Here is an 18401-nt window from a genome sequence, read left to right on the forward strand (position 1 = left end):
CACGCATACCGATAGTGCCTTCCTCGCCTCATTTGCCCAATTATCTTTACTTTGTGTCTCTACACCCTTCAGATGTCCTTCCGCGTACGACACACCGCATCCCGGTGCTGCTGCGCTCCTGCCACCTGGAACCGGCGGTCGCCGTGACGGTGTTCGCGACCTTGCTGGCCGTGGCGGCGGGCCGTGGGGCGGCGGGTTCGGCGGCGGTGGCCGCGGCCGTGCTGACGGGCCAGCTGTCGGTGGGCTGGTGCAACGACGCGGCCGACGTCCGGCGCGACACTGCCTGCGGGCGCCGCGACAAGCCGGTGGCCACGGGTGAACTCGCTCCCCTGGCCGCGGCTGTCGCAGCCGGGACGGCTCTGGGGCTGTGCGTGCCGCTGTCGCTGCTGAGCGGCGCCGGCGCCGGAGCGGCACATCTGGGCATGGTGGCCACGGGCTGGAGCTACAACCTGCTGTTCAAGCACACGGCGTTCTCCCCGCTGCCCTACGCCGTAGCCTTCGGCTCGCTGCCGGCCTTCATCACCCTCGGCCTGCCGTCACCGTCCTGGCCCGCCTGGTGGGCGACGACGACCGGGGCGTTGCTGGGTGTGGGAGCGCACGTGGTCAACGTGCTGCCCGACATCGACGACGATCTCGCGACAGGTGTGCGTGGGCTGCCGCAGCGGCTGGGCCGCACAACCTGCCGGTGGCTGGCCCCGTTCCTGATGCTGGCGGCCGTGGGCGTGCTCGTCACCGGCCCACCGGGAGCGGTAGGGGGCTGGGACCTGGGACTGGCGGTGGCGGCCGGCGCCGTCGCGGTCGCGGGCACGGCCACGCCGTCGGACGTGCGGAGTCGGTGGCCGTTCCGGGCGGCGATCGTCGTGGCGGGCATCGCCGTCGCACAACTCCTGCTCCGGGCCTCCGACATGGCCTGACCCCCCAGCCGCTTGCGCAGCCGCGCGTCTCGGCCCTGCAGCGGACGAGGAGAGCGTCGTCATCCGGGCGCGGGAGCGGTCCGTCGGCCTGTACGGCATGAGCGGGTGCTGTCCGCCCTCGCCCGTTGCGGCCGGGCCCCACGGCCGGCGGTACAGCGTGACGGTTCAGGCTGCGGAGGCACAGGGTCGTCTGCCCCGGTTCTCCCCCGCCGGGAAACCGCCCGGAAGCTGGGGCCGGCAGCCGGAGACTCGCCCACTCCTCCCGGGTGAACCGGACGTCGAGGCCGCAGGGGAGATCGAGGGCGTCGGTGGCGCAGAGCGTCTTGCCGCCGTCGACCACGCCCAGGTTCCCCGGAGCATGTAGCTGTGCACGTCGTCGGTGACGTAGGGCCGGGTGAGACGGCGGGTACCGGCCTCGTAGTCGTACTTGACGTAGGCCTCATTCACGGCGGGCGCGGCCGCCTGCTTGACCGTACCGTCGAGGTTCCAGCCCGTGGACAAGGACAGGGTGCTGGGGAACGCCCGCGGTGACCAGCGGGTCGCCAGTGGGCACTTCCCAGCGTCTCACTCGACGCCGTCCAGCCGGAAACCGGCCTCCACCAGCACCGCCGCCGCCACGCCGCGTCCGATCCCGGCGAGGCCCAGCAGCAGGTCGTCACAGTCGATCCGCGCGGAGCCGCGCTGCTCGGCGCGGTCCTCAGCGAGGGCGATGGCCTTGCGGGAGTACGGCGTCCAGGCGATGCGCTCGGCGGCCTGCGAAGCCCCGAGGCCCAGCCGGGCGCCGACGCCGCGATGGACGTCGTCCGGGCAGACACCGCCGGCCTCCAGGAGCCGGGTGGCGCTGTTGCCCTGTGCGGTCAGGCCCCACAACAGGTGCTCTGTGCCGATGTAGTTGTTCCGGTGAGCGACGGCGGCCTGCTTGACGTGGACCATGGCGTCACGGAGGTCGTCGGTCATCGTGTCCGGGCCGTAGCGCTTGTGCGGCGCGTGGAAGCGCTGCTGCACCGCCTGCCGGGTCACGCCCAGGGCGGCTCCGATGTCCGTCCACGAGGCACCGTGCATCCGGCAGTGTTCGACGTAGTCCTCGACCAGGTCGTCGGCCAGGGACTGGAGTTGCCCGGCGAGTCCGGCGGCGGTCGTCAACAGTGCCAGCCAGTCGGGCTGTTCCTGGACGCCGGGGCGGTGGGCGGTGTCGCAGGTGCGGTCCACTTCGGCGATGAGGTCGTCCAGATCAGGTAAGGGCATGAGGCAAGTACGCCTTGACAGTTCGGAATTGTCAAGGCGAACTTGCCTCGATGACAACCCGGTTACAGCGTCGCGTTCGGGCCGTCCGTCGCCTTCGCCCCGAGGGTCATGGGTGCGCCCTCGACCTTCTCGAAGTGCGTGAGCTCGACCTGGTACAGCTTCACCATGTCAGCAACGCCGGGCGGTGGACCGACTTACCACCTGCGGCGGGCAGCCGTGAAACGCCGGACGGGATCACTCGACGGCATTCGGCCTCCGGTGCGGGGGCTGTTCGGGAGCCTGGCGCTCCGGCGGGGCGGGGATGGTGCGGACGGCCGGGCCGTCGCCGTTCAGGGCCACCTCCTCACCGTGGTGACGGATCGTCAGCGGTGGTCCGGACAACAGGGTGTACGTCGCCTTGTCCGGCCCTATCTCCACGCGCAGCCGTCGGCCGAGGAGCTGGAGGGAGAAGGCGAGGCGGCTGAACCTCTCGGGCAGGCGTGGGGCGAAGCGCAGGGAGTCGCCCTCGCGCCGCGTTCCGCCGAACCCCGCGACCAACGCCATCCAGGTGCCTGCCAGGGACGCGATGTGCAGCCCGTCACGGGTGTTGTGCTCCAGGTCGCCCAGGTCCATCAGGGCCGCCTCGGCCGTGTAGTCGTAGGCGAGCCGCAGATGGCCGGCCTGCGCGGCGACGACGGCCTGGACGCAGGCGGACAGCGAGGAGTCCCGCACGGTCAGCGGCTCGTAGTAGGCGAAGTTGCGGGCCACCTGGTCGTCGTCGAAGTGGCTTGTGCAGGTGTACATCGCCAGCACGAGGTCGACCTGTTTGACGACCTGCTTGCGGTAGATGTCGAAGTACGGGAAGTGCAGCATCAGCGGGTACTGGTCGGGGCGGGTGCCCGCGAAGTCCCAGCGCTGGTAGCGGGTGAACCCGGCGTGCTGTTCGTGGACGCCGAGTTCGTCGTTGTAGGGGATGAACACCGCCTCGGCGGCGTCCCGCCAGGCCGCGCTCTCCTCCGCGTCGACGCCGAGCCCGGCCGCCTGCTTCGGATGGCGTTCGACGACCTCGGCGGCGGCCAGCAGGTTCGCCCGGGCCATCAGGTTGGTGTACGTGTTGTCGTCGGCGATCGCGCTGTACTCGTCGGGTCCGGTCACGCCGTCGATGTGGAAGTCGCCGTGCGCGTCGTGGTGGCCGAGCGAGCGCCACAGCCGGGCCGTCTCCACCAGCAGTTCCACGCCGGTTTCGCGTTCGAAGTCGGTGTCCCCGGTCGCGGCGACGTAGCGCACCACGGCGTCCGCGATGTCGGCGTTGACGTGGAAGGCCGCCGTGCCGGCCGGCCAGTACGCGGACCCTTCCGACCCCTCGATGGTGCGCCAGGGGAACGCGGCGCCGCGCAGGCCGAGTTGGGTGGCGCGTTCCCGGGCCGCGGGCAGGGTGCTCTGGCGCCAGCGCAGTGCCTCGGCCACCGCGTCGGGAGCGGTGTAGGTCAGCAGGGGCAGCACGAAGGTCTCGGTGTCCCAGAAGGCGTGCCCGTCGTAACCGGAACCGGTCAACCCCTTGGCGGGGATGGCCCGTTGCTCGGCGCGGGCGCCGGCCTGCAGGACGTGGAAGAGGGCGAAGCGGACGGCCTGCTGGATCTCCTCGTCACCGTCGACCTCGACGTCGGCGCGCGCCCAGAAGTCGTCGAGGTACGCGCGCTGTTCATCCATCAGGCCCGACCAGCCGCTGTGCCCGGCCGCCGCCAGCGCCGCCTCGACCTGGTCACTCATCGCGGGCCGGGAGCGGGCGCCGGACCAGCCGTGGGCGACCAGCTTCTCCACACGCAGCCGCTCGCCCGGCTCGAGCACGGAGGTGACCGTCATCCGGGCCACGTCCACGTTGCTCTCGCTGCTCGTGGAGGTGCCGTCGGGGCCGGTGACGACGTGGTCGGCGGCCACGGCCACGCGCAGGCCGCTGCGTTTGGTGCGGTGCACGAGGCGCAGCCGCTGTCCCGAGGTGTAGTCCTCCTCGGGTTCCAGCGGCGACTTCAGTGCCCGGGCGGCGCGCGGGTCGCCGTTGGGCTCGGGCAGGCTCTCGTTGGCGACGAGTTCGGACTGGATCACCACGCGGGTGCGGCTGTCGACGGGCTCCACCTCGTAGGCGACGGCGGCGATGGCCCGCTGGGTGAGGGAGACCAGGCGTGTCGAGCGGACCCGTACCGTCGTCCCTGCCGGGGACGTCCACTCACAGGTCCGCTCCAGGACACCCCGGCGCAGGTCCAGGGTGCGTTCGTGGGTGACGAGCCGCCCGTAGCGCAGGTCGAAGGGCTCGTCGTCGACCAGGAGGCGCAGCACCTTGCCGTTGGTGACGTTGATGACGGTCTGCCCGGACTCCGGGTAGCCGTAGCCCGCCTCGGCGTACGGCAGCGGGTGCAGTTCGTACACGCCGTTGAGGTAGGTGCCGGGCAGGCCGTGCGGTTCTCCCTCGTCGAGGTTGCCGCGCCAGCCGACATGCCCGTTGGACAGCGCGAACACGGACTCGCTCTGGGCCAGTACGTCGAGGTTGAGGTCCGTCTCCCGCACGGTCCACGGCTCGACGGCGTACGAGCGCTGACTGATCACGCCTTCCCTCCCAGTTCGGCGAGGTCCTTCACGACCACGTCCGCGCCGTGCCGGTACAGGGCGTCCGTCTGACCGACGCGGTCCACGCCCACGACGTACCCGAAGCGGCCCGCTCGACCGGCGTCCATGCCGGCCAGCGCGTCCTCGAAGACGGCCGCCCTGGAGGGTTCCACGCCGAGGTCGCGGGCCGCGGCAAGGAAGGTGTCGGGGTGCGGCTTGCCCGGCAGTTTCCGCTCGGCGGCCACCACGCCGTCGATCCGTACGTCGAAGAGGTGCTCGGCGTCGATGGAGCGCAGCACGTCCCGGGTGTTGGCGCTGGAGGAGACGATCGCGGTGCTCAGGCCCTGCGCGCGGACCGCCTCGATGTAGCGCAGGGTGCCCTCGTAGGCCTCGACGCCCTGGGTGCGGATCTTCTCCAGGAGCAGCTCGTTCTTGCGGTTGCCGAGGCCGTGGATCGTGGCGGCGTCCGGCGGGTCGTCGGGATCGCCTTCGGGTAGTTCGATGCCGCGCGAGGCGAGGAAGGTGCGCACTCCGTCGGCGCGTGGGCGGCCGTCGACGTACTCGTCGTAGTCGGCGCCCGAGTCGAAGGGCCGGGCGTTCTCGCCCTCGTGCTCACGCAGGAAGGCGTCGAACATCTCCTTCCAGGCGGCCGCGTGGACGACGGCCGTCTTCGTGACGACCCCGTCCAGGTCGAAGAGGCAGCTCACGATTGCTTCGGGAAGACCGAGATCCGTCATACAGGACACGGTTCCCCGCAAGACGGCGTCCACGGGGTGGCGCACGCCACAGGGACGTTTTTCGGCTCGCACCGGTGACACACTCTGCGGTGTGCCCCTGACATTCGACGACCTGCTCCTGCGGGCCCGCGCCCTCGTCCCCGAGGGGCGGCGGGCGTTGCTCGGCATCACCGGCAGCCCGGGCGCGGGCAAGACGACGCTCGCCGAGCGCCTGGTCCGGGAGCTGAACGGACCGGGTGAGCCGTGGGTCGCGCACGTCCCCATGGACGGCTTCCACCTCGCCGACGTCGAACTGGACCGGCTCGGCCGCCGTGACCGCAAGGGCGCGCCCGACACGTTCGACGCGGCGGGTTACGCGGCGCTGCTGGGGCGCCTGCGCGAGGAGAGGGACGGCGAGGAGATCGTCTACGCGCCCGGTTTCGAGCGGGTCCTGGAGCAGCCGATCGCCGGGGCGGTCCCGGTGCCGTCGACGGCCCGGCTGGTGGTGACGGAGGGCAACTACCTGCTGCTGGAGACGGGCGCGTGGGCGCGAGTGCGGCGGCAGTTGGACGAGGTGTGGTTCTGCGAGACGGACGAGGACGAGCGCATCCGCCGACTCGTCGCCCGCCACGAGGAGTTCGGCAAGGGCCACGAGGAGGCCGTCGCCTGGGTGCTGGGCACGGACCAGCGCAACGCGGACCTGGTGGCATCGACCAGGGAGCGGGCGGACCTGGTGGTGCGGGCCCTCAGTCCAGTGGGTCGTGGCCCCAGTTCATGAGGGAGTAGCGCCATGGCGTGTCGGTGACGTCGCCCGCCGGGCGCTGCTTGAGGTGTCGGTGGACGTAGCCGACCACTCTGCGCATGTGCGCGACGTCGTCGTCGCTGAGGTCGGCCTTCCTGGTGCGGAGCAGTTCGACGATCCGCCGTCCGGAGGCGTGTCCCACGCTCTCCGCGTCCGCACCGCCCTTGCTCTGGCCGACGCGCCGGGACTCGTCCGTCTCCAGCCACTTCTCCAGCCTGCCCGGCGTCATGTTGACGGCCTCGGCGAAGGCGCGCAGTGTCGCGCTCCGGTCGTTCCCGTCGCCCTTGCCCGCCATCAGGAACCGTCGTCCTTCTTGCGGAGGGCACCGGGCTTGTGGACCGCGGAGCGGCCCGTCCTGTCGCTCTCCACCTCGTACTGCGGCTCGTCGGCCGAGGCGTCCACGGTCCTGCCGGCGGCCTCGGTGCGCTCTGTGATCTTCTTCCTGACCTTCCCGGTGACGCTCTGTCCGTGGCTCTTCCAGGTGACCTTGTCCCCCTTGTGCAGCTTCTTCTTGGTCACGGGGTTCTCCCGGGCTCAGGGCGCGTTGTTCCTTGCGACCAGCGTCGGGTCACCGCAAGTGAAGGCCATTACATCCAATGCCGGTCGGTGACGGTCGGGCGACGAGGACCGGGTCGGGGTCACGCGCCAGGTGCGGGACGGTGGGCGCGCAGTGCGACGGTCAGTGTGTGCGGGCCCTGTCCACCGATGTAGACGCGGTTACCGGTCGTCGCGTCGGTGCCGCCCACCACGGTGTAGTCCTGACCCGGGTCGTACCGCAGTACGTCGCCCCGGTCCGGCCCGGCGAGCGGTTCGCCTGCCTCGACGCCGGCCTCGACCCGGATCTCGTCGTCGCCGACCCGGTAGGTCATCGGCCCGGTCGTCAGGCACCAGCGTCCGTCGCCGATCGGTACGGCGCCCTCCGGCACGCCGCCCGGCCGGAAGGTCAGTTCGAGCGCCCAGGGCACCCGCGGTCCGCTGATGTCGATCCGCAGGTCGGCACCGTCCTCCCGCAGGTCCACCTCGACGCGCGTCGTGTGCGAGACCTCGTCCCGAGGCCGGTCCGGGAAGGCCATGGCGGCCGAGAAGCGTCCCTCGTCCGCCATCCGGTAGACGCCGTCGTCGCGTCGCCGGTCCGGCGGGAGCGGCTGGTAGTAGGCGGCCGTGAGGGTTTCGGTGAGCCGGTACCGGCTGTCGGCGAGCCGCTGCGTGTCGGCGGCGCGGAAGGGGCCCAGGTCGAAGAACCCCCGCGAGAGACGGACCGCGTCGAGGACGGCGTCGCCGGCGAACAACCGCAGGAAGGTGGGGTTGCAGGCGAGGCCCGAGCGGATGCGCCGGTGCTCGGGCACGTCGGAACCGCCGTACACCACCGTGTGCGCGGTGGCCGAGGCGCGTGCGGCGAGGCGCGCGGTGGTGATGTACCGGTCGCGCGGAAGTGTCTTCGGGGCCGGTGCCGGCAGGACGCGGCACAGGTCCGGGGTGAGGAGGGTCTCGGCGAGCAGGTCGGGGTCGTCGATGCCGCCGGCGGCCGCCAGCCGCGCCGCCCGGCTGAAGTCGCCCCGGCCGGTGCGGATCGCGAGCAGCCGGTAGTGCGGCAGGTAGGGGGCCAGCGGGAACGGGTGGTTCTGGTCCTGCCGTCGCGAGTGGAGGGTCTCCACCGTGCCGTCCGGCCTGATGAGGTCCAGGGTGGTGGTGAGATTGCGTTCGACGGCGTCCAGCAGGTCGGCACGGCCGAGGACGCCGGCCAGCAGCAGCAGCGAGGGGTTGGACACGTGGGCCGCGTAGTTGGCGCTGCGTTCCGAGTACAGGCCCTCCGCGTCGATGTCGACGCCCTCGGAGAGCCACTCCTCGACGCGGTCGAGCAGCCGGTCGTCGGGGAACGACCGGTGCAGCCGGGCCAGCGCCGAGCACAGCTCCCAGCGGTGGTTCGGGGTGTGCACCCCACCGGTCAGGAGACTGCCGGAGGCGGCACGGGCGATCTCGGCGAGCGCGGCCGTGACGTCGCGCAGTTCCGGCCCCGCGCCGGCGGCGAGGACGTGCGCGTCGCACACGTCGTTGACGGTGAACGCGGAGTCCGGAGGTGACTGCACGTTGTCGCCGCCGGCGAACAGGCCCGTGGTGGTCTGCGCGGCCCGCAGGGCGCGGAGGTGGGTCATCATGGCGGCGATGGCCTGATCGCTGCCGTGCAGTGCCGAGTCCGGGGAGCGGTATGCCGCGATCAGGGTCTTCACCCTGCGCGCCAGACCACGGTGCGGCACATCGGCGGGTTCCTCGTCGGGGCCGGCCGCGAGCGGAGCGGCCAGTCGGTCGGCGGCGCGGGCCGCCGCGCGGACGAACTCGTGGTCGAGCGGGGTCGGCAAGGTCAGTCCTTCAGTCCGGCGTTGATGTCGGCGCCCATGACGTAGCGCTGGAAGACCAGGAAGACGGCGATCAGCGGGATCATGGAGATGACCGACGCGCCGAGCAGGACCGACCAGTTGATGTTCTGCGCGCCGACGATGCTCTGGATGCCGATCTGCACGGTGAACTTGTTGGGGTCGTTGAGCATCAGCAGCGGCCAGATGTAGTCGTTCCACCGCCACTGGAACGACAGGATCGCGAGGGTCAGCATGATGGGCCGGGAGAGCGGCACCATGATCCGCGCGAAGATCGCCAGTTCGCGGGCGCCGTCGATACGCGCGGCTTCCACGAGCTCGTCGGGCACCGTCAGGAAGAACTGGCGGAACATGAAGCATCCGGTCGCGGTGAGCACGGCCGGGAGGATGATGCCGGCGAAGGAGTTGTAGAGGCCGAGGTTGCGGACCACCAGGAACTCCGGGGCGAGCATGACCTCGCCCGGCAGCATCGTCGTGGCCAGGATGCACAGGAAGAAGGCCTTGAGCCACTTGTTGTCGTACTTGGCCAGCGCGTACCCGGTGCAGCAGCTGACTCCCACCGTGAGGATCGTCGTGATCACGCACACGATGGCGGTGTTGATGAAGTACTGGGAGAAGTTGGCGCTGTCCCACGCGGCCTCGAAGCCCGACAGGGTGGGGTTGTGCGGGACCAGTGTCAGCGGATAGGAGAACAGGTCGCTGGCCGGCTTGAAGGCACTGAGGATGAACCACAGCACCGGGAACCCGTAGAGGAACGCCAGGATCCACAGCAGTGTCGTCGCGGGCACCGCCCGCCGGATCCCACCGCGGGCCGCACTGCGGGGGCCCTGCTTGGAAACGGGCTGTTTGGCGTCGGCGTCGAGCGGGCGTGGCATGTCTGTGGTAGTCATCGGTTCTCCACCCGCCGGTTGACGATCAGCTGGATGATCGCGACGGCCATCAGGATGAGCATGAGCACGAAGGACGCGGCGCTCGCGTAGCCGATCTGGCCCCGCTTGAAGCCGGTCTCGTAGATGTACTGGACGAGCAGGTTGTTCGACGATCCGGGTCCGCCGTTGTTGAGGGCGACGAACACCGGGTATTCCTTCATCGCGTTGATCGTGTTGAGCAGGATGACGATGAACGAGGTGGGCGCGATGCTCGGCAGCGTGATGCTGATGAACTGGCGCCACGGTCCGGCGCCGTCGAGCGAGGCCGCCTCGTAGTACGACACCGGTACGTTCTTGATCGCCGCTATGAACAGCAGCATCGTGAAGCCCGTCCACATCCAGGACGCCGCCATGACCACGACGAGCAGTGACAGGTCCGCGTTCGACTGCCACGGAACGGCGCCGCCGCCGAGCTTCTCGATGACGTAGTTGACCAGTCCGAAGTTCTCACCGAACATCCACCGCCACAGGACGCCCACGACGATGGGCGACAGCAGCCACGGGATGAAGAAGATGACGCGGGCGAGCGACGAACCCTTGGCGTGCTTGCTCACCACCAGGTTGGCGGCGAGCAGCGACAGCGCGAAGTTCAGCGGGACGAACAGGACGGTGTAGAGCAGGGTCCTTGTCAGCGCGTCGTAGAACGTGGAGTCCCCGAACAGGTTGTGGTAGTTGTCCAGTCCGACCCACTGGAACACCCCAACGCCCGTGTAGTTCGTGAAGGAGTAGACAAGCCCGATCACCGCAGGCCAGACGAAGAACAGCGCGAAGAGCACGACATTGGCCGCGATGAGGACGAGCGGCGCAAAGGTGTACTTACTGCGTTTCCTGGGCGGGCTCGCGGACACGGCCGAGGCGTGTGTGGTCATCTTCCTGACTCCGTGCTGGTGGAAGGGGGTTGCGGTGGGCTCACGCCATGAGCCCGGCATCACGGGGCGCGTCCAGGGCCGGGCGGCGATGTCTCTCCGCCGCCCGGCCCCGCGGCCTACGATCCGCCGCCGACCTGCTGGTTGTAGCCGGCCACGATGTTCTCCAGGGCCTTGTCGGCCGACTGCTGGCCGTTGATCGCCTTGCCCAGCTCCGTCTTGGTCGGGTCCTCGGTGATGCTCTTGCCCTTCAGGACCCACTGCGTCTGGGCGTTGTTGAAGTAGCCGGAGATCGGTGCGTAGAGGGGGATCTCCTCGTTGTACAGCTTGAACGCCGCCTGCGCCGCCTCGGAGGTGAAGGGGTACTTCGGGTTCAGGCCGTTCTCCACCGGCAGGAACCCGGAGGCCTCGCACAGCGTCCGGTAGTGGTCCGGCTCGTAGACCCAGGACAGGAACTTCTGCGCGGCGGTGGCCGCGTCACCGTTGTTGTTGAAGCCGACCATCATGCCGCCGGCGTTGACGTCACTGGCCTGCACCGGCTCGGCGGGAGTCGGGACGCTCGCCCAGTCGAACTTCTTGATGCTGTCGGCGAAGGCGGCGACCTGCCACACGCCGGACCAGTAGGCGACCACGTCACCGCTCTGGAACATGGCGGACGGGTCGGCGCCGCTGGTCCACACCGACTTCGGCATGGTCTTGTTGTCGTTCCACCCGACGAAGGTGTTCACGGCCTTCTTGGTCGCGTCGTCCGCCGAGAACTTGCCGGAGGAGTCGGCGTGGACGTACTTGCCGCCCATCTCGTACACCATGGCGCGCAGCCGGGACGGCGACTGGTCGAAGGTGAGGGAGTACTTGGCGCCGGTCTTCTCGCGGACCTTGTTCGCCGCCTTGATGAAGTCGGTCCAGGTCCAGGTCTTGTCGGGCGAGGTCGGGAAGGGGACCTTGGCCTTCTCGAACAGCGACTTGTTGATGAACAGGCCGGACGCGGTGACGTCCGAGGGGATGGACAGCACCTTCCCCGAAGAATCCTTCGCCAGGAAGTTGGCGTTGATGTTGTAGCTCTTGTTCTTGGCGATGGAGCTGAGGTCGATCAGCTTGCTCGACCAGATCGGGTCCAGCGCCGGCACGGCGGCCACGTCGGGCAGGGAGTTGGCCTGCGCGGCGTTGTGCAGCTTCGTCGTGTAGCCCTCGTAGGGGATGTTGACGAGCTTGACGGAGACGCCGGCTTCCTTCTTGTACTGCGCCACCAGCTTCTTCCAGCCCGCGTCCTGCCCCGGAACCGTGGAGATCCAGAACGTCAGCGACTTGGAGGTCCCGCCCGAGTCGGACCCCGACCCGCAGGCGGAGAGCAGGAGGGCACCTGCCGTAGCCACGGCAGCAAGGGGAACCACGCGGCGTATGCCGCCGCGGCCGAGTCGGCGGGAGCGCCGCACACCCACAGTGGTCATCTTCGATCCCTTTTCGTCGGTTGGGGACGGAGCACGGCGCCGACGGAGGCGGCACGGGTGCATTGTGCAGGAAGGTTTCGCTTTCCGAGGGCGCGGCCTCGCCCGGCCGCGTCATCCTGACAGGCGAGGGTCCCCGGCCGCTGTGGCCGTCGCCGCACAAGCACGCCCTGGTGCGGTTGCCGTACGTCGAGTACGGGCGGGACGCTCGCCCAAGCCGACGTCCCGGCCGACTTAGAAAGCGCTTGTCCGGACATTGGCAGACCGAGTCCGAAACCGTCAATCCTTCGTCCGCGCCGCATCGGTCACGGTTTGGACTCCTCGGGCGACAGCGAGGCGGGCGGCGCCCACGACGGTGCCGAGATCGCCGACCTGGCTGCTGACCACCTCGGTGGGCCAGCTGAGCCGCTCCAGCTCGGCCCGCACACCGGGCAGGAGCTGCGGAAACGCGCCGGTGCTGCCGCCCAGCACAAGCAGTCCCGGGTCCAGTACCGCGGTCACGGCGGCGGCCAGCCGGCCCACGTCCACGGCGTGCCGGTCGACGACCGCGCGGGCCGTGGCGCTGCCCTCTGCGGCGAGGGCGAAGAGCCGTTCGGCGGTGCGGGGGCAGGAGCCGTCGGCATCCGGCCATGCCTCGGCCGCCCTGCGCAGCAGGGAACGGGCCCCGATGTACTCCTCCAGCGCCTCGTGGCGGGGCTCGAGGTCGTCGTCCCAGGGGTAGGGCAGCCGGGCGACCTCCCCCGCGGCGCCGTTGGCTCCGGCCAGGACGTGTCCGCCCACCACGATGCCGAGACCGATACCGACGCCGATCCGCAGGTAGCCGAAGGTGTGCCGGCCGCGGGCGGCGCCCTCGTGCAGTTCCGCGAGGGCGGCGCAGTTGACGTTGTTCTCCAGGTGGACGGGCACTCCGGGCGGCAGCGCGACGGCCACCGCGTCGAAGACGGGCCGCGCCTTGGCGGTCGCCGGGCGCACGGCGCCCTCCTCGGCCCGCGCGGTGACGTCACCGACAGCCACGACGATGGTGCGCAGGGGGGCGTCGGCGGGCAGCGCGAGGAGCGCCTCGCGCACCACGTCGGCAGCGTCGGCACGCGGCCCGGTGGCCTCGGCCAGCAGGGTGCCGTCCAGGGCACAGGCACGGACCCGGGTGAGGGCGGGGCCGAGGTCGACGGCGAGCACGGCGCCCGCGGCCGGGCCGAGGCGGTAGACGGCGGCGCTGCGGCCCGTGCCGCTGGAGGCGGTGCCGGAGTGGGCGGCGAGGTGGACGCCCTCCAGCTCCGCGACGGCGGAGGAGACCGTCGGCTTGGACAGGCGCGCGAGGCTCGCCAGCTGCGGCCGGGTCGCGGTGCCCGCCTGGGCCAGCACGGCGAATACGGCGCTCGCGCTCTCGGTCAGACGGGGGGCTCTCGCCATGTCGTGTTCCACAGTTCCCCCAGGTCACAGGCCGCTCTCCGGAACCGAGCGGCTCGGTGGGAGGCGGCGATGGGTTGCTCCGGCGCCCGGTGCGCCCGACCCGGACCGAAGGCCCGGACAGCCGAGGGCGTGACGCCTATTGACACGCACTGTACTTCGTTAGTTAACTTCCTAACGAACGTCACGGTACTCGCCTGCCGTGATCCGTCAGAAGCCCGTCCCGGGGCTTCCCTAGTTCATCAACTACCCTGCCTCCAGGCACGGTTCGCCCGCCGTCGCAGCACACAGCGCATCGACGAAAGAGGTTCCGTGCAGGACACCGCACCCCTGGTGGTCGGCATCGACGTGGGCGGCACCAAGACCCAGCTCCGCGCGTTCGCGGGCGACACTCTCGTGGCCGATCACGTCCGTTCCAGCAGTGGCTGGCGGCCGCACGACCCCGTGGCCGCCGCCGGCTGGCTGGCGGCGCTGGCCGCCGACGCGCTTCCCGCGGGCACCCGCCCGTCCGCGCTCGCCGTCGGCGGACACGCCTGTGAGACCCCGCGCCAGTGCGCGCAGATCCGTACCGCCCTCCGAGCGCACTTCGACGCGCCCGCACTGGTCGTGGGCGACGCCGAACTGCTCGTGCCCGCCGCCGGACTGGACAAGGGCGTCGGCCTGGTCGCCGGCACCGGCTCCGTCGCCGTGGGACGGCTGCCCGACGGCGCCCCCGTCCAGGTGGGCGGCTGGGGCGCGGTGCTCGGCGACGAGGGCGGCGCGGCCGGTCTCGTACGGGAGGCGGCCCGCGCGGTATGGGCGGCACACGACCGGGGCGAGGAACCCGATGAGCTGGCGCTCGCCCTGGCGGCCTCCCTCGGTGTGTCCGAGGTACCGGCGCTCGGCGCGGCCCTGGAGAGCGCCACGGACGTCTCCGCCGAGTGGGGCCGGCACGCTCCCGCCGTCTTCGCGGCCGCCGAGGCGGGCTCATCGCTCGCCCGCACCGTGATCGCGGAGGCCGGCCGCTCCCTCGCCGCGCTCGTCGCCCGCCTCGCCGCACGCGGGGTGCCCGTCGACGACGTGGTGGTCGCGGGCGGCACGGTGCTGTCCCAGTCCACGCTGTACGACGCCTTCACCGCCGCCCTCGCCGAACGGGTCCCCTCGTCCCGGGCCAGGCCCCTGCGGGTGCCCCCCGTGGAGGGCGCGGTGGCGCTGGCGCGGTCACTGCTGTGACCGGCGAGCGGGACCTGGCCCCCTGGGGGCCGTGGGCCCTCGTTCACCCGCGGGACACGTCCCCGCCGCCGAACCCTCGCCGATGGGACACAACTCGGCCGTAGATCTTCGCTCGTACGCACCATCTGACGCACGGGTCACTCAACTCCCCGTCGTATCAGGCACGATCGCACGACCTTCCCCCGGCCGCAGGGCCGCAGAACTGAAGAGAGGCACCCCCATGCCGTCATCCGCCGGGCACCACTCCCCCTCCCTGAACCGGAGGGGTTTCCTCAGAGCCTCCCTGGGCGGCTCGGCCGCGCTCGTCGCCGCGCCGACGTTCGTCGGGTGGCTGGGCGCGGCGGACGCCAAGGCCGCCACCGCGCCCGCCGCGTTCGTCGACGACTACAAGACCAACGTCATGGCGAACCTGACGCCCGAGACCAACGCCGTGGTGCGCGTCCTCGGCGGCATGGCCGAGGTGTGGAAGACCGGTGCCGCCTGGAACACCGGCACGCCGCTGCGCCCCGAGGTGCTGCGCGCCAACATGCGCTACTGCGCCCGGATCACCGCCGGGCGCACCGAGGCGCAGGCGCGGGAGGCGTTCGTCTACGACCGGCAGCACCAGAGCTACGCGATGATCGCCGGCCTGGGCCCGCTGTCCGACCTGTACAAGGCGGGCGCCAGAGCGGTCACGTCGATCATCAGCGCCCCGGAGACGACGCCCCCGACCAAGATCGACGACTCCGTGCCGGCCGACGCGCCCGCGGGTTCCGCGCTGGGCGCCGGTTCGTACACCTCGGACCTCGGCCTCGTGGCCAAGCTCGTCGACACCGTGCGCGGCCCGTTCGCCTCGGGCAACCCCGGCAAGTACGCCTTCCAGTACCCGCGCCCGTGGCGCATGAACGAGGACAGTGAGGTCGTCGACACGGGCCGCACGGACGCGCTCGGCTACCCGGTGTACGACTCGAAGGTGGTCGTCGTGCCGCAGCTGCTGCGTCAGCGCAGCACCTCCCCCGTCGACGACGGCGGCTTCCCCAGCGGCCACACCAACGCCTTCCACCTGGCGTCGCTGGCGTACGCGTACGCCGTGCCCGAGCGCTTCCAGGAGCTGGTGACGCGGGCGTTCGAGCTCAGCCACACGCGGATCATGTCGGGCATGCACTCGACCGTCGACGTCATGGGCGGCCGCATCATGGCCACCGCCCTGGCCGCCGCCACGCTCGCCGACCCGGCCAACGCCGACCTGAAGAAGGCGGCGCGCGCGCAGGCGCTCGCGTACTTCCAGGAGAAGACGGGCACCACCGCCGACACCCTGTACGCCTACGCGCACTCGGCGGGCCCCGCCACCGACCCGTACGCCGACCGTGCCGCCAACGCCCGCGCGGTGGAGCCGCGCCTGACGTATGTGCTGCCCCGGGCCGGCGGGCAGGAGCCCATGACCGTGCCGAAGGGCGCGGAGGTACTCCTCGAGACCCGGCTTCCGTACCTGGACGCGGCGCAGCGGCGTGAGGTGCTGCGGACGACGGCGCTGCCCTCCGGGTACGTCCTGCTGGACGGGTTCGAGCAGTGGGGGCGGCTGAACCTGTTCGCGGCGGCGGACGGTTACGGCTCCTTCGACTCCGACGTGACCGTCACGCTCGACGCGGCGGCCGGGGGTTTCCAGGCGGCCGACGCCTGGCGCAACGACATCGACGGCCGGGGCGGTCTGACCAAGAAGGGCACCGGCACGCTCACCCTGACCGGCCACAACCGGTACACGGGCGGGACGGTGCTGGAGGACGGCGTGCTGGTCTCCGCGTCGGGTCACGCGCTGGGCCACGGTGACGTGCGGGTGCTCGGCGGGACGCTGCGGGTCGACGAACCGGTGCAGGTGCACGGCGTGTTCGCGCAGGAGTCCGCCGTGCTGGCGCCGACGTTGCGCGCGGGCCGGCACAAGGAGGTCCTGACGGTGACGCGGCGGGTCGTGCTGGGCCCGGGCAGCGTGCTGTCGCTGCGGCTCGACGCCGAGTGCCCGCCGGCCGTCGGGAGCACGGTGCGCGTGATCGACGCCCCGGCGCTGCGCGGCCGGTTCGACCGTGTGGAGCTGAACTCGGACCGGCTGCGGGCCGTACCTGTGTACACGGCGGAAGGTCTGTCGGTACGAATCCTGAAGCGGTAACGCCCCGAGTGGCGGGAGCCGGTGCGCAGGGCCGAGCGATGCCCTGCCCCGCACTCCCGCCACCGCCCTGCCGGGTGTCGCCGCAGGGCGGATGATGGCACGCGCACAGCACACGGTTCTCGACCCGGAAACGCCGCGGACGTTCGCCGGGGCGATCCTCGCGCGGTCGCCCGCACGGCCGCGGGGACGGTGGCTCGTGCCGCTCCTCGTCGTCGTGCTGCTGGCGCAGATGGCCTTCGCGATGGTCACCACCGCCGTCCAGCAGACGCCGACGATCGACGAGCCGGTGTACGTCGGCGCGGCGGCCGACTACCTGCACGAGCACCGGCTGCGCTACAACCCCGAACACCCGCCGCTCGGGAAGCTGGTCATCGGCGTCGGGGTGGCGCTCGCCGGGCCGCACCTCGACCCGTCACCCGCCGACACCCAGGAGGAGTTCGGGCAGCGGCTGCTGTACGGGTCCGGCAACGACCCCTGGCGGCTGATGCTCTGGGCCCGGCTGCCGGTGATCGTGCTGACGCTGCTGTTCGGGCTGGTCGTGTTCGCCTTCGCCCGGGACCTCGCCGGCCGGGGGGCCGCACTCACGGCGCTCGCCGTGTACGCCTTGTCCCCCGACCTGATCGCGCACGGCTCGCTGGCCACGCTGGACGTCCCCGTGGCGGGCTTCCTGCTGACGTCGGTGTGGCTGCTGTGGCGGGCCCGCCGACGGCCGCGCCTTCTGGTGCCGCTCGCAGGGATGGCCCTCGGTGCGGCGGTGGCGACCAAGATGAGCGCGCTGCCGGCGGTTCCGGTGCTGGCGGGGCTGGCCGCCCTGACCGCGTGGCGGGGGCAGGCCACGAACTGGCGGCCGGCGCTGCTGCGGGCGGCGATCGTGGCGGTGACGGCCGTCGCCGTCGTGTGGGCGGTGTATCTGATGGTCGATCCCCGGCTGCGGTGGGTGCCGCAACAGCCTGTGCCGGTGGCGCGCGGTAAGCGCGGCCTGCTGGTGCAGCTGCTGCCGTTCCCGGAGGCATTCCGGGACGGTATGCGCGTCCAGTTCTGGATGGAGAACCGGCCGTGGGAGGGCTTCCTGTTCGGCCGTCTCTACGACGGCTCACGCTGGTACTACCTGCCGGCCGCGCTGCTGGTGAAGACCCCGCTCGGCATGCTCGCCCTGTGGGCGGCCGGCGCGGTCGCGATGATCGCGGTACGACGGCTGCGGCCGGCGGCGCCCTACGTGCTGCTCCCGGCCGCGGTGCTGCTGGCGGTGGCCATGGAGGGGGCGCGGGACTTCGGCACCCGGTACGTGGTCTTCCTGCCGATGTTCCTGGCGGTGGCGGCGGGGTGTGTGCTCGCGGTGCGGTGGCGGTGGGGGCCGGTGGGGGCGGGGGTGCTGGTGGCGCTCGTGGCGGTCAGCTCGCTGCGGACGTTCCCGTACTACCTGCCGTACTCCAACGAGGCGTTCGGCGGGCCGGCGAAGACGCACCTGCGGCTGCACGACTCCAACGTGGACTGGGGCCAGGACCTGGGCCGGCTGGCGGACCGGCTGCACCAGCGCTACCGGGGCGAGCGGGTCTGGCTGGTGTACAAGGGCAGCGGTGTGCCGTCGTACTACGGCATCGAGGCGTCCGAGCCGCGCGGGGTGCCCGCGGACCGGGTGCACGGGCTGCTGGTGGTGTCCGACACCGCGGTGGCCAAGGCGCAGGGGTGGCTGGCCGAACTGATCCACAGCAGTCGTCCGGTCGACGAGGTCGGGCACTCGATCACGATCTACCGCAGATGAGCGGCTGAGCT

The 18401-nt window shown here is 71.3% G+C and carries 15 protein-coding genes and 1 pseudogene; 5 read left to right on the forward strand and 11 right to left on the reverse strand.

Annotation, left to right across the window (positions count from 1 at the left end; translation table 11 throughout):
- The first annotated feature begins 53 nt into the window (after positions 1-53).
- Complete coding sequence (locus AC067M_RS07840) at positions 54-914, forward strand: UbiA family prenyltransferase (RefSeq protein WP_478696107.1); 861 nt, start codon at positions 54-56, stop codon at positions 912-914.
- Positions 915-1478: 564 nt separating this feature from the next.
- On the opposite strand, the gene AC067M_RS07845 is transcribed toward AC067M_RS07840, so the two are convergent.
- The 4 genes and pseudogenes from AC067M_RS07845 to AC067M_RS07860 all read right to left on the reverse strand — a co-directional run bounded on the left by AC067M_RS07845 (position 1479) and on the right by AC067M_RS07860 (position 5476).
- Positions 1479-2159, reverse strand: a complete 681-nt coding sequence (locus AC067M_RS07845; RefSeq protein WP_478696108.1) for a Clp protease N-terminal domain-containing protein — start codon at positions 2157-2159, stop codon at positions 1479-1481.
- Between the two features lie 86 nt (positions 2160-2245).
- Positions 2246-2329: pseudogene (locus tag AC067M_RS07850) on the reverse strand (proteasome subunit beta); the annotation flags it as partial.
- Between the two features lie 64 nt (positions 2330-2393).
- Positions 2394-4739 (reverse strand): glycoside hydrolase family 65 protein, encoded by a 2346-nt coding sequence (locus AC067M_RS07855; protein ID WP_478696109.1) that lies wholly within the window; start codon positions 4737-4739, stop codon positions 2394-2396.
- Positions 4736-5476, reverse strand: a complete 741-nt coding sequence (locus AC067M_RS07860; protein ID WP_478696110.1) for a beta-phosphoglucomutase family hydrolase — start codon at positions 5474-5476, stop codon at positions 4736-4738. The genes AC067M_RS07855 and AC067M_RS07860 overlap by 4 nt, the downstream gene beginning before the upstream one ends.
- Before the next feature lie 91 nt (positions 5477-5567).
- Between AC067M_RS07860 and AC067M_RS07865 the strand changes: the two genes are divergently transcribed.
- The gene (locus AC067M_RS07865) at positions 5568-6233 is read left to right on the forward strand and encodes a nucleoside/nucleotide kinase family protein (protein WP_478696111.1); all 666 of its coding nucleotides are present in this window, start codon (positions 5568-5570) and stop codon (positions 6231-6233) included.
- Here AC067M_RS07865 and AC067M_RS07870 read toward each other — a convergent pair.
- The 7 genes from AC067M_RS07870 to AC067M_RS07900 form a co-directional block, all read right to left on the reverse strand.
- On the reverse strand, positions 6202-6552 hold the full coding sequence (locus tag AC067M_RS07870; protein WP_478696112.1) for a DUF3140 domain-containing protein: 351 nt from the start codon (positions 6550-6552) through the stop codon (positions 6202-6204). The two genes, AC067M_RS07865 and AC067M_RS07870, sit on opposite strands and share 32 nt — an antisense overlap.
- Positions 6552-6776 (reverse strand): hypervirulence associated TUDOR domain-containing protein, encoded by a 225-nt coding sequence (locus tag AC067M_RS07875; protein ID WP_478696113.1) that lies wholly within the window; start codon positions 6774-6776, stop codon positions 6552-6554. Before AC067M_RS07875 ends, AC067M_RS07870 begins: the two co-directional genes overlap by 1 nt.
- Before the next feature lie 119 nt (positions 6777-6895).
- A complete protein-coding gene (locus AC067M_RS07880; RefSeq protein ID WP_478696114.1) occupies positions 6896-8614 on the reverse strand; it encodes a hypothetical protein in 1719 nt (572 codons plus the stop codon).
- Positions 8615-8616: 2 nt separating this feature from the next.
- Positions 8617-9519 carry a carbohydrate ABC transporter permease gene (locus AC067M_RS07885; protein WP_478696115.1) on the reverse strand — a complete coding sequence of 301 codons (903 nt, stop codon included), beginning with the start codon at positions 9517-9519 and terminating at the stop codon, positions 8617-8619.
- Complete coding sequence (locus AC067M_RS07890) at positions 9516-10427, reverse strand: carbohydrate ABC transporter permease (protein ID WP_478696116.1); 912 nt, start codon at positions 10425-10427, stop codon at positions 9516-9518. The genes AC067M_RS07885 and AC067M_RS07890 overlap by 4 nt, the downstream gene beginning before the upstream one ends.
- 116 nt (positions 10428-10543) lie before the next feature.
- A complete protein-coding gene (locus tag AC067M_RS07895) occupies positions 10544-11872 on the reverse strand; it encodes an extracellular solute-binding protein (protein ID WP_478696117.1) in 1329 nt (442 codons plus the stop codon).
- Positions 11873-12148: 276 nt separating this feature from the next.
- Positions 12149-13279, reverse strand: coding sequence for an ROK family protein (locus AC067M_RS07900; RefSeq protein ID WP_478696118.1), 1131 nt, complete (start codon positions 13277-13279; stop codon positions 12149-12151).
- A 309-nt stretch (positions 13280-13588) separates the two neighbouring features.
- On the opposite strand from AC067M_RS07900, the gene AC067M_RS07905 reads away from it, so the two are divergent.
- The 3 genes from AC067M_RS07905 to AC067M_RS07915 all read left to right on the forward strand — a co-directional run bounded on the left by AC067M_RS07905 (position 13589) and on the right by AC067M_RS07915 (position 18390).
- The gene (locus tag AC067M_RS07905) at positions 13589-14488 is read left to right on the forward strand and encodes a BadF/BadG/BcrA/BcrD ATPase family protein (RefSeq protein WP_478696119.1); all 900 of its coding nucleotides are present in this window, start codon (positions 13589-13591) and stop codon (positions 14486-14488) included.
- Between the two features lie 220 nt (positions 14489-14708).
- Positions 14709-16628: a phosphatase PAP2 family protein gene (locus AC067M_RS07910; protein ID WP_478696120.1), complete on the forward strand. Its 1920-nt coding sequence runs from the start codon at positions 14709-14711 to the stop codon at positions 16626-16628.
- A gap of 91 nt (positions 16629-16719) precedes the next feature.
- Complete coding sequence (locus AC067M_RS07915; protein ID WP_478696121.1) at positions 16720-18390, forward strand: phospholipid carrier-dependent glycosyltransferase; 1671 nt, start codon at positions 16720-16722, stop codon at positions 18388-18390.
- The last annotated feature ends 11 nt before the right edge of the window (positions 18391-18401 follow it).

The sequence above is a fragment of the Streptomyces sp. NPDC043427 genome (assembly GCF_056436655.1).